This window comes from Paenibacillus daejeonensis DSM 15491 (assembly GCF_000378385.1).
Classification (GTDB): domain Bacteria; phylum Bacillota; class Bacilli; order Paenibacillales; family Paenibacillaceae; genus Paenibacillus_D; species Paenibacillus_D daejeonensis.
Map to the genome: position 1 here is coordinate 16,697 of NZ_KB899687.1, position 12,167 is coordinate 28,863.

Consider the following 12,167-nt stretch of genomic DNA (forward strand, 5'->3'; position numbering starts at 1 on the left):
TGTTGGGTCTCGGCCTTCTCTAAGTAAAGTTTCTTTCGTTGGAGCGCCGTCTGTTGGGTCCCGGCCGCCTCTAAGTAAAGTTTCTTTCGTTGGAGCGTCGTCTGTTGGGTCCCGGCCGTCTCTAAGTAAAGTTTCTTTCGTTGGAGCGCCGCTCGTTGGGTCTCAGCCGTCTCTAAGTAAAGTTTCTTTCGTTGGAGCGTCGTTTGGTGGGGCTCGGCCGCCTCTAAGTAAAGTTTCTTTCGTTGGAGCGTCGTCTGGTGGGTCTCAGCCGCCTCTAAGTAGAGTTTTTTTCGTTGGAGCGTCGTCTGTTGGGTCTCGGCCTTCTCTAAGTAAAGTTTCTGTACTTGCAGCCCCCGCCGGACCCGTCGGAGCTACCTCCAAGTAAACTTTCTATATGTGCAGCCCCGCCGCCTGTTGGGTCACGGCACCTCGCAAGTCCATACCTCCGGCTTCCGTATCCCCATCACAACTACCCCTTACGTCCGGCTCATGGCCGGACGCTTGTGTTCTCACGGTAGTCTTCGGGAGAGAGCTCGTAGTATTTGCGGAAGACGCGGGAGAAGTGGGAGGGATTCTGGTAGCCGATCATGCGGCCGATGTCCTGTACTCTGGCGTTCGTCTGGCTCAGCAGGTGTGCGGCTTTCTCCATACGCAGCCGATAGATGTAGTCGCTCAAACCTTCACCCGTTTCCAGTTTGTAGATTTTGCTAATGTAGGCTGGATGGAGGTAGACGTGGTCAGCGATCGTCTGCAGCGAGACGTCGTGCTCCAAGTGCTCCTGGACGAACTGGGTGATCCGCTGGATAATGGCGCGTGGACTGCCCTTGGCGTCCTTGACCGCACTGTCACGGATGGCCCGGATCGCCGAGAGTCCCCACTCGTGAAGGCTGTCGAGGCTCCGATAGATCTTGTGGCTGGGATCCTCTAGGACGGCCGCCGAGAATTCGGACAGCGTCTGGCCCTGTTTATGAATCATACTGGCCGTGGAGAAGCTGATCAGCAGTGCAACCACCTTGTGGTATTCGGCTACGTGACTCTGCTTGCCCCGGACTTCCTCGATGATCTCGCCCAGCTTGTACTCTGCCGCTTCCCAGCGTCCGGCCTCCAACAGATGCATGAGTAGAGGCGGCTCCTGTACGGAACGCAATGGCTGCAGCTCTTCTGTCGGCACAGCGCTGATACCGTTAATGAAGAAGCCATCAGCGCACTCGGGATGACTGCGGAGCAGCGCGACCGACTTCTGATACAACGTGTAAATATCGGTGGGGAAGACGCCCCAGTCGCTGATTAAGGCGGTGATGCCGGCTTTGAGGTAGGCAGCGACGTTCTCCTGCACCTGCAACGTATATTTCTCCAGCATGGTCCGAATCCGCTGGCCTTCCGCTCCGCCAGGCTCTGCATCCACCCCGCCCGGAGTGGCACTCATCCCGCTCAAACCTGCATCCACCCCGCCCGGACTAGCACTCACCCCGCTCAAACCTGCACTGACCCCGCCCGGACTGGCACTCGCCGCGCTCAAACCTGCACTCGCTCCGCCCGGACTGGCACTCACCCCGCTCAAACCTGCACTCGCTCCGCCCGGACTGGCACTCGTCCCGCCCAAACCGATACTCGCCGCGCTCGTACTGGACCCGCTCAGCTCCTCATTCCTCCCACCCGGCCCGGCAGCCGCTTCCCGTTCGGTAATGACAAAGACCAGATTACCGTGCATATCCTTGCCCTGCCAGAGGGCAAAATGCGGACCGAATACTTCCTCGCTAATGTTGGCGATAGCGAACTCCAGCAGTGACCGACTATGGTCATCGTAGCCAGAGAAGCCGCCCTCCAGCCGTACCAGCAGCATGGCAAACCGCTGCATCGGCGCCACCGAGAGCCGGTACGTTTCCAGTTTCTTGCGCAGCACGGGCAGCGAGACGGAGCTGCCGTGCAGCAGCTCGTTCAACAGCGTCCCCCGCAATAGTGGCAGATGCTCGTTCAGGGTGTAGAGCGTGCGCTGGCTGGAGACGACCGCCTGCCACTCCGACTCGATCTGTTCAATAATGCCCCGCACCGTCCCCAGCAGCTCTTCCTCTTTGACCGGCTTGAGCAGGTAGGATTCCACCTGCGATGACACCGCACGCTGGGCGTACTGAAAATCAGAATATCCCGATAGCAGCAGGCACTTGGTGCGTGGCGACAGCTCGCGAATCTTGTCAATCAGCTCCAACCCGTCCATGCCAGGCATCCGGATATCCGAGATGACGACATGGATTGTCCTGGCCTGGATGATCGCCAGCGCTTCTTTGGCTGAGTAGGCCTTGTGCACCGTGCCGATGCGCAGGTCCGGCCACGGGTAGGTCAGGGCCAGATTTTCGACGACAAACTTCTCATTATCCACAATTAGCAGCTCAAACATGAGATCCTCCATTCTTGTACATCACCAGCTCAGCCTTGAGTCCCCCCAGAATGGAGCGGCTCATGATCAGGCCCGACTGGCCGCCGTACGTATAGATCATGCGCTGATGGACATTCCAGACCCCGCAGCCCATCTCCTCTGTCAGTGATTCGGTTGACTTGTGCCGCAGCTCTTCCAAGGCCGTCTCATCCATGCCAATGCCATTGTCCTCCACCGTCAGATGCACGGATTCTTCCCGGAAGACGAAGCCGCTGATCAGAATCCGCCCCGTCGTATCCTCGAGCAGCTCCAAGCCGTGAATGATCGCATTCTCCACCAGCGGCTGCAGGGCCAAGCGGGGCAGGGGCAGATCCAGCAGCTCGTCCGGTACTCGAATTTCGTATTCGATCTGTTGACGGAGCTGTTGGATCACCAGATAGTTTCGTACCAACCCAAGCTCCTCCCGGATCGTCGAGGTCTGATTTTCCACACGGGTCGTATACCGGAAGTAATCCCCCAGATTGGTGGCCATCGCTTCCACCGCCTTATTCTGGCCCAGCCGTGACATGCTGACGATGAAGAAAGACAATTATAGAAGAAGTGCGGATTAATCTGCGATTGCAGCTGCTTGACGGTCGCTTCGCGCGAGCGGATTTTTTCGGTATAGACATTTTCAATCAGCTGTTGAATCTGCTCGGCCATCTCATTGAAGCGCGTAAACAAAAAATGAAATTCATTGTTGGGCCGGGTCGCAAGGCGCGCCGAATAGTTGCCCCGCTTCAGCTTCTGCACGTTGTTCATGAGCTCGCGGATGGGCAGCTGAACATTGCGGTAGATGACAGACGATAAACCAATTCCCAGGATCAGCAGAATGATAATGACGGCATAGAAAAAATTGCGGTTGGTATTGATCGGCTGCAGCACTTTCTCTAGCGGGACAAAGTCGACCAAATACCAGTCCAGACTGGTTGAGGGCAGGTAGCTAACGAGGTAATTCTCGCCTTGGATGGCCATCTGTGTCTGCTCAGCAGCTGCAAGTGGCAGGGTATCCAGCTTATCCGCCAGCTGCCGGATGGTGTCGGGATTCCCCTGGCTGTTCATAATCGGTTCTTGCCCACGCGCATAAAAAAACGGATTGCCCTGACGACTGGTCATGAATTCATCCAGCATGTCTACCAGATTACCGGTAGCGAAGCTGACCTCAACGATCATATTAGCCGTCTCTGGATTACTGCGCGCGACGGGTGGATCCGCGACGTACCAAGTGAAGCGGTCCTGTAAGCTGTCTTCCTGGTTCGTGTAGGTCCACCGTGTAATCTGTTTCTCCTCGGGAACCGCCATGCGGTAGCCAGAGGTGGAAATGGTGGAGAGCACCGTGTCCGAGCCTGGGGAGTAGACGGAGATATGATTGGTCCAGGGGCTGGAGCTGCTGAAGAGAGCCAGCTTGTCCTCAATCGCTTTGATGGTCATCATTCGCTCCACGAAGCTTGCCGCCTCATGCAGACGGCCCACTTCCCGTATGCCCGATTCCCGGCTGAGCAGCACGGAGTGCATGGTCAACTGGGCAGCGTTATTTTCCACCTGACTCAGGAAGAAGTTCAGTTGGCGCATACTCGCATTCTCGATCTCCGTCTCTACCACGTCAACGCTAATCTGATACGAGTAAGTGTATACAATAATGACTGGGGTCAGCATCAGGAACACCAGAATAACGATTTTGCGAAAAAAACTGATCTTGTATGGCACACTCACAACCTCCATGATTCACTTGCCCCCATTTTATCACGTGCCCCGCAGGTCACCTAGAGGACGGAAGACAATGGATTGAAATTAGAACAGGTATGTTAAAAACGCATCATGTTATTCGGCGGCAGGAGCCTTTACCATAAGACACAGAGCACGAATACAGGACACACATTCTGAATAATGGAGGATACAATGGACAACAAACCTTGGTATCAAAAGCAATTACGCATCCTGCAGACCGTGCTGCGGGAGCCGGATGTAGTCGGCTATGACGCCGAATCCGTAGCGAGCTATCTTGAAGACATTCATGCGAACTGCATTGTGATTAACGCCGGAGGCGTCGTGGATTTTTTCCGCCATGAGCTGGAGACGGCCAATCCCAATCCGTTCATGAAGGAGGAGGACATTCTCCGGGATTTGACGGCAGCCTGCCATCGCCGGGGGATCAAGGTCATCGCCCGCGTCGATTACCGGGGCGTGGACAAGCGGATCTATGACTTGTACCCAGACTGGTTCACGGTTGACGCCGAGGGACAGCCGGTGCAGTGGGCGGCATCACCCAAGAATCCTAATCCTTTATACGCCGCCTGTTACTTGAGCCATTACCGCAATGGTCATGCCTTCCGGATGGCCAAGCTGCTCCTGGAGCGCTACGACTTGGACGGGATCTGGGAGAATTCGCCGTTTCAGCTCGGAGCCTGCTATTGCCATACCTGTCGCAAGCAGTATAGGCAGGATAAGGACAAGGACATTCCCGTTGGCGGGGAGTTCAGCGACACCCGCTACGAGGAATACCGCGAATGGAAGGCGGAGAGTCTGAACCGGCATTTTGGGGAATTTCGGGAGGTTGTCAAAGCCTTCGGCGAAGAGAAAATTTATTGTGCCGAAATCTTCGGCTTGTTCTACAACCAATATGCCAGCACCAGCTCGGATCTGTATCAAGTGAAAGATGATTTTGACTTCCTCGTGACGCCGCTGTTCACGGCCAACCATCAGCCGCTCAGTGCACCAGCGATGTTGACCAAGTTTCTGAGGGCGCTGGAGCCGGAGAAGGTGCCGATCATGCTGTTCGGCCATCTGGGTACCAATAATGAGCTGCGGTATATTTCCTCGCCGGCCGCTGAGACTCGGATCTGGCTCTGGCAGGCGGTCAGCGCGGGCGGGTCACTCTGGAACAGCCTGTTCAACGGCATGCATCCCGGCGTAACCTTCGATCGGCGCAATGCTTATCTGTGCAAAGATGTATACGCCTACATGGAAGAGCAGGAGGCGTTGCTGCACGGGCAGACACCGATGGCGGATGTGGCGATCTACTACTCACGGACCAGCAACAACCGGTTCGGTAGCGGTGACCGGGAGAAGGACGCCTACATTACCCATCTCATGGGCATGGAGCAGGTGCTGATCCGCAACAAGCTGCAGTACCGCTTCCTGCTCGACCTGCATCTGACGGAGGAGGCGCTGCGGGAGGTACGGTGCCTGGTCATTCCGAACGGTGCCTGTCTGTCCGACCCCGAGCTGGAGCTCATCCGCACTTATGTGCGGGAGGGCGGACAAGTCCTCGTGACGCATGAGACCTCGCTCTATGACGAGCATGGGCGTGAGCGGGAGGATCTGGGACTGGGCGATGTGCTCGGCGTGACATACAAGGGACTTCGTAAGGAGGCCTCCCATTATGGCTATCAAATGGTACGTGCCAGCCACCCGCTCACTAAGGGCTTCGAGGATACGCAGTTGCTTGCTAACTGGGGCACCAACCTGCTGGTTCAGCCGCTGGAGGGAGGAGGGGCGGATACGCCGATCAGTTATGTGCCCCAGATTTTCCCACAATCGCCGGAGCGGGCATGGCCCAAGCAATTCGAGACCGAGTTCCCGACCTGTGTGGATCACCGATACGGGGAAGGTCGGGCGATCTACTATCCCTACGGCGTCGACAAGCAGGTCTGGTCCCACGGGCACGCCGACTTCAGTGCCATCCTGGGCAATGCCTTCGATGCACTGCTGGGCGAGCGTCGGCTGGTGCGCAGCGATGCGCCTGGCAGTGTGCAGTTGATGCTGAACCGGACGGCTGGCGGCTACCTGCTGCATGTCGTGAATACCACTGCGGCACCTGTGAGACCCGTTCATGAGGTCGTACCTGTCCAGGATATCGTGATTGAGCTGGAGCTGTCCTGCGATAAGGTGGAGAGGTTCCAGCCGCTGCGCGAGGACGGGGGAGCCACTCTGGAACAGACGGAGCCGCTGCCTGACGGAGGGTTGAAGCTGACGATCCGCCTGGCACATCTGAGCGAGTACTGCGGTGTATACGTGGCAACACATGAGTAATAAAGGAAGCAAGCAAAAGGGGGTAACCATCACATGGCAACATTCATCAAGAGAGGCAGGACCGTGCAGGAGCTGCGCGCTGAGCAGCTGGATATTACGGCCACGGTCCAGGCCATGATCGCAGAGGTGGAGCGTCGCGGCGATGAGGCCGTCCGCGATTATGCCCTCCGGCTGGACAAGTGGAGTACGCCAAGCGGGAGCTTCCGGCTGGACGAAGCCCAGCTGGCCGAGATTGTGGCGTCAGTACCCGAGGAGGTGAAGACGGACATCGCCTTCGCCCAAGAGCAGATCCGGCGCTTTGCCGGGCATCAGCGTGAGGCCATCCGTGATGTCGAGGTCGAGACACTGCCCGGCGTGGTTCTGGGACACAAGAACATTCCGGTCGGCAGTGTCGGCTGCTATATCCCTGGGGGCCGCTACCCGATGGTCGCCTCGGCCCACATGAGTATCCTTACGGCCAAGGTGGCTGGCGTCGAGCGGGTTGTGGCCTGCACGCCGCCGATTGATGGCGAGCTGCCGGCGGCAACCATCTGTGCCATGGTGATGGCCGGTGCGGACGAGATCTATATCCTGGGCGGGGTTCAGGCACTGGCGGCTATGGCCATTGGCACGGAGACGATCCAGCCGGTAGACATGCTGGTTGGACCCGGCAACGCCTATGTGGCGGAGGCCAAGCGCCAGCTGTTCGGCCGCGTCGGCATTGATCTGCTCGCCGGACCGACCGAGACGCTGGTGATCGCCGACGAGACAGCGGATGCAGAGATGATCGCCACCGATCTGCTCGGCCAGGGGGAGCATGGCCCGACCTCGCCGGGGGCGCTAATCACGACCTCGGAAGCGCTGGCCCAGGAGACGCTGGTAGAGATCGAGCGTCAGCTTCAGACACTGCCGACTGCCGATGTCGCATCGGTTTCCTGGCGGGACTACGGCATCGTCATTGTCGTGAAGGATGAGGCGGAGGCGCTGGTCGAAGCAGATAAGCTGGCGTATGAGCACGTGGAGGTACTGACGAAGGACCCGTCCTATTTTCTGAAGCACATGCGCAACTTCGGCGCGCTCTTCCTCGGACCGGAGACCAATGTCGCTTATGGCGACAAGGTCATCGGGACGAATCATACGCTACCGACCAAGGGAGCAGCTAGATATACCGGCGGACTATGGGTGGGCAAATTCCTGAAGACCTGTACGTATCAGCGGTGTACCCCAGAAGCCAGCGCCATGATCGGTGAGTATGCTGCGCGCTTGTGTGAGCTGGAGCGGTTCATGGGTCACCGGGAACAGGCGCTGCTGCGGGTCCGCCGGTTCAGTGGCCAAGGAGGCGCCCGATGAAGAAGAAGGACCCACAGCAACCAGCGGACCAGCTACCTGTTCGTACACCTGTGCGGCCGGCGAAGCCGAAGTGGAATCTACAACGCAATTGGCCGTTGCATCTGTTGGTGTTCCCGGCTTTTGTACTCGTGTTGATTTTTCAGTATGCGCCACTGCCAGGCTTGATTATGGCCTTCCAGGAATTCAAGCCCTGGCTCGGGTATTTCGATTCGCCCTTCATCGGGCTGGAGCAGTTCCGCAAGATTATCGAGATTCCACAGGCCCGTCAGGTGATCTGGAATACGTTCCTGATCTCCAGCTTCAAGATCGTCTTCCAGCTGCTGGTGCCATTCGTATTTGCCCTATTGCTCAATGAAGTACGCATCATGGTCTTCAAGCGGTTCGTACAATCGTTTGTCTACCTGCCGCACTTCCTGTCCTGGGTTATCCTGGGCGGCATTCTGATTGATATGCTGTCAACTGATGGCGGCCTCATTAATCAGGTGCTCACCAGCCTGCTGCCGATCGAGCCGATTTTCTTCCTGGGGGATGGCGACTGGTTCCGGTTCACGGTCATTGTGAGTGATGTGTGGAAGGACTTCGGTTTCTCGACCATCGTCTTCTTGGCTGCTCTCGCAGGAATTGACCCTAGTCTCTATGAAGCCTCACTGATCGATGGCGCCAACCGGTTCAAGCAAGCGCTCTATATTACCATTCCCGGCATGATACCGATCACAATTGTTGTAGGCACGCTGTCGCTGGGCAACATTCTCAACGCAGGCTTTGACCAAATCTTCAACTTGTATAATCCGCTGGTCTATCAAAAAGGTGACATTATCGATACGTACGTGTACAGGATCGGCTTGCTGAGCGGAGATTACAGCTTTGGTACGGCGGTCGGCATGTTCAAGTCCATCATCAGCTTCGTGCTGATTGTTGCGGCCTATCGCATGGCCTACAAATTCGCCAATTACCGAATCTTCTGAGGGGAGCGTATACCGTGCATCATATCTCGACATCTTATCGCGTATTTACGATCATCAATATGCTCTTGCTCGCGTTCTTGTCCTTTCTGTGCATTGCGCCATTGATTCATATTCTGGCAGTATCGTTCAGCGGACCGGCTGCAGCCTCCGCCAACCTGGTGAAGATGTGGCCCGTGAATTTTACAACAGACGCCTACGAGCAGACCTTTGGCAATGCCAACTTCCTGCGGGCACTCGGAACGGGTGTGACACGGACCGTGCTCGGTACCTTGTTCTCGATGGCTCTGATGGTGCTGGCAGCCTATGCTTTATCCAAGGAAAATCAGGATTTTCGCGGCCGGACGTTCTACATGTGGTTTTTCGTCTTCACCATGCTGCTGAACGCCGGCTTGATTCCAACCTATATTCTGGTGCAGAAGCTGGGGTTGATTAACTCCCTATGGGCGTTGATCTTGCCGCAAGCGATTAATATCTTTAATATGATCCTACTGCTTAATTTCTTCCGTGTCAGTGTACCCAAGGCATTGGAGGAGGCGGCTTACATCGATGGTGCAGGCCACTTCCGTACCGTATTTAGCATTTATCTGCCGATCTCGCTGCCAGCGATTGCCACGATCTCACTATTCACGATGGTCTGGCACTGGAACTCCTGGTTCGACGGCATGATCTATATGACGGATACGCGGAACTATCCGCTGGCCACCTTCCTGCAGACGATCATCGTTCAGCAGGATATGAACCAGCTCAATGTCAGCGCAGAGGATATGGAATTGTTGTCGGATCGCACGGTCCGAGCCTCCCAGGTGTTTATCGGGGCGGCACCCATTCTGTTGGTCTACCCGTTCCTGCAACGATTTTTTGTCAAAGGGATTGTCATGGGCTCGGTGAAGGAATAACCCTTCACAAGCCCCACTGATTAATTATGAGGCTGCTGCGAAAGGCGGCCTACGGTCACGGATCGATCTTCCGATCGCTGTTGTCCCCAGATTTCTTGATTATTTAACCGCTGTAGCGGTAGAAATCCGGGGACAGCGGATGCTTTCGAAGCTAGCTTTTCTGCGAAAAGCTTTCAGGCGAGCGCTTCGCAGCGTATGCTTCCGAAGTCGCTTTCTGCTAGACAAGCGTTGACCAGATTCGATTCCGTGCCTCTTCGGCCTTTTGCAGCAATTATACTAGGGGGATTGTTCATCATGAAAACAAAAGTATGGCGCAATCATCTGCTTCTCTCCATGTCTATGGTCCTTGCGTTCGGGGCGGCTTGCAGCAACTCCGGTCCGGCTGACCCTGCACCAGTGCCTGGAAGCACGAATAATGAACAGGAAGTCGGCGAAGGAGGCATCTCGTACTCGGCCCCGTTTGCGGACGGCAAGTACGATCCGCCGATTGACATGACGACAGTGGCTGCAGTCTCCCCGTCCATGACGTTCAAGAACGGCGAGACGATGGAGAATAATGTCCACACGGAGTGGGCGCTGGAGCGATTCGGGATTAACTTGAACTATCTCTGGACATCGACGACACAGAACACAGCATTCAATACAAGGATGCGCCTGGCGCTCTCGGCGAATGAGAAAATGCCGGATGTGCTCGCGATCGATGACGTGCAGCTGGCTAATGACCTGATCGACTCCGGCAAGTTCATGGAGGTCGGTGAGATGTGGGAGCGCTATGCCTCCGACGCGTATAAGCAGGCGGTGAACGAGGATCCCACCATGTGGTATCCATTTATGCGTGAGGATGGCGCCTATGGTATCCCGATTCCGGAGTATTCCTGGAACAATGATACGGTTCTGTTCATCCGTCAGGACTGGCTGGACAACCTGGGGCTGGAAGCGCCGGAGACGCTGGATGAGCTGGAGGCCGTCATGGATGCTTTTGTCACGCAAGATCCGGATGGTAATGGACAAGCCGATACGTATGGGCTTGCGCTCGGGATGCGGGATTCCCTGAAGCCTGCCCAGGCAACGGCCAGCTGGGTGTTTGGGGCCTATGGCACTATTCCACAACAGTGGAATCTAGCCGAAGACGGTTCACTGGCCTATGGGTCGATCCAACCTGGAGCCAAGGACGCATTGCAAAAGCTGAACGAATGGGTGAGCAAGGGCTACATCCACCGAGAAGCAGGCCTACATGATGAGACCAAAGCTGCCGAGCTGTTCACATCTGGCCGTGCCGGTATAATTGCCGGACCGTACTGGATGGATCGAACGCCGCTGAAGGATTTGATGGTCAATGTTGAAGGCGCATCATTCCAGGCCTATCCGGTGCCAACTGGCCCTGACGGGCAGGCGGGCCGCCAGGGGACGCTTAATTTCCGTGGTGCGGTCCTAATTAACAAGGATGCTCCGCACCCGGAGGCGTTCTTCGTCTACCAGAACTATCTGTTCGATAACTTCGCTACGCTACAAGAGGGCAGCGAATTCGAATATCAGTTCGCCGAAGGATATGACTATGTGCTGGTCGATGGCGAAGCCAGCTATGACACGAATGACATTCCGGGCGGCCGTGTGATTCCGCAAAAGTACACCATTACTTATGAGGGCGCGCGGATCCCATCCTCCGCCATGGAGGCACTGGGCTGGCTCGCGGAAGGCAACGAGCCGCGCAACAACCTGGAGCGCTACCATAGCCGTTTCTCGGATGAGACACGTCTGCAGGTGGCCAATGTCAACCTGAATAGCCGGGAGGCTTCGATGCCGGAGCGTTTCACAGGTGCACCGACCCGAACGATGAAATCCCGCGGGGAGTATCTGAACACCCAGGAGCTGGAGACTTTCATCAAAATCATCTACGGCGAACTGCCGATCGATGAATTCGACCGGTTTGTGGAAACCTGGAAGTCCTCCGCAGGCGATACGATCACTGAGGAAGTCAACGAGTGGTATAACGCGGTAAAAGAATAGGCACAACCTGCGCTGACTCGAAAATGGCCTCCGTCTGTTAATCCATGGACGGGGGCCGTTGTCTCAGGTGCGAAAAGAAAGCGTGCAATCACGGATCGACCTTGGAAAAAGAGGAGTTGCGCTACGATCTCAAATAATAGGGAGCATTATTTCCGCTAAAGGGTCTGTATCGCGTGTGAAATCAAAAACTTGGCTTCTATTTTCCGCTATTCGCTGCAATTCATCAGATAACCGGTAGCGTCAAGAAGTTTGTGTAAGCAGGGAACAACTCCCAACGAGTGGCGTGTAATTAGGTGTTGAAATAGATAGACGAGTGTAGCCCAAGCGAAGGCGCGGGAGCCCGAAGGGTGGTTTAGGTTTCCTCCTCCCTTGTCGGATAACGCTCCTCAAAGAGCGCCTGGAGTTTCTCCTTCACCAGAGCATCATTAAATCCACGGATGACGCGGCTCTCAAAACGCTCGTTGTAGGTTGTCACCTCTAGGTAAACGATCTTCTCCGCCGCGTCCATATTGGTCAGACTGTTCA

The 12,167-nt window shown here is 56.1% G+C and carries 7 protein-coding genes and 2 pseudogenes; 5 read left to right on the plus strand and 4 right to left on the minus strand.

Features of this window, described 5'->3' with window-relative positions:
* Window positions 1-487 precede the first annotated feature (487 nt).
* From F556_RS36845 to F556_RS35930, 3 genes and pseudogenes are all read right to left on the minus strand, one after another.
* Window positions 488-2,395 carry a response regulator gene (locus tag F556_RS36845; RefSeq protein ID WP_020621190.1) on the minus strand — a complete coding sequence of 636 codons (1,908 nt, stop codon included), beginning with the start codon at window positions 2,393-2,395 and terminating at the stop codon, window positions 488-490.
* Complete coding sequence (locus F556_RS37520) at window positions 2,388-2,825, minus strand: sensor histidine kinase (protein WP_051108820.1); 438 nt, start codon at window positions 2,823-2,825, stop codon at window positions 2,388-2,390. The genes F556_RS36845 and F556_RS37520 overlap by 8 nt, the downstream gene beginning before the upstream one ends.
* Before the next feature lie 21 nt (window positions 2,826-2,846).
* Window positions 2,847-4,135, minus strand: a pseudogene (locus F556_RS35930) (sensor histidine kinase); the annotation flags it as partial.
* A gap of 177 nt (window positions 4,136-4,312) precedes the next feature.
* On the opposite strand from F556_RS35930, the gene F556_RS0132530 reads away from it, so the two are divergent.
* The 5 genes from F556_RS0132530 (at window position 4,313) to F556_RS0132550 (ending at window position 11,642) form a co-directional block, all read left to right on the plus strand.
* Window positions 4,313-6,445, plus strand: a complete 2,133-nt coding sequence (locus F556_RS0132530) for an alpha-amylase family protein (RefSeq protein WP_020621191.1) — start codon at window positions 4,313-4,315, stop codon at window positions 6,443-6,445.
* 33 nt (window positions 6,446-6,478) lie between these two features.
* Complete coding sequence (gene hisD / locus F556_RS0132535) at window positions 6,479-7,774, plus strand: histidinol dehydrogenase (protein WP_020621192.1); 1,296 nt, start codon at window positions 6,479-6,481, stop codon at window positions 7,772-7,774.
* Window positions 7,771-8,739, plus strand: a complete 969-nt coding sequence (locus tag F556_RS0132540; protein ID WP_020621193.1) for an ABC transporter permease — start codon at window positions 7,771-7,773, stop codon at window positions 8,737-8,739. Before hisD ends, F556_RS0132540 begins: the two co-directional genes overlap by 4 nt.
* Window positions 8,740-8,753: 14 nt before the next feature.
* A complete protein-coding gene (locus F556_RS0132545) occupies window positions 8,754-9,635 on the plus strand; it encodes a carbohydrate ABC transporter permease (RefSeq protein ID WP_020621194.1) in 882 nt (293 codons plus the stop codon).
* A gap of 294 nt (window positions 9,636-9,929) precedes the next feature.
* A complete protein-coding gene (locus tag F556_RS0132550; RefSeq protein ID WP_020621195.1) occupies window positions 9,930-11,642 on the plus strand; it encodes an extracellular solute-binding protein in 1,713 nt (570 codons plus the stop codon).
* A 352-nt stretch (window positions 11,643-11,994) separates the two neighbouring features.
* Here F556_RS0132550 and F556_RS39325 read toward each other — a convergent pair.
* Window positions 11,995-12,167 (minus strand): annotated as a pseudogene (locus F556_RS39325) (IS256 family transposase); the annotation flags it as partial.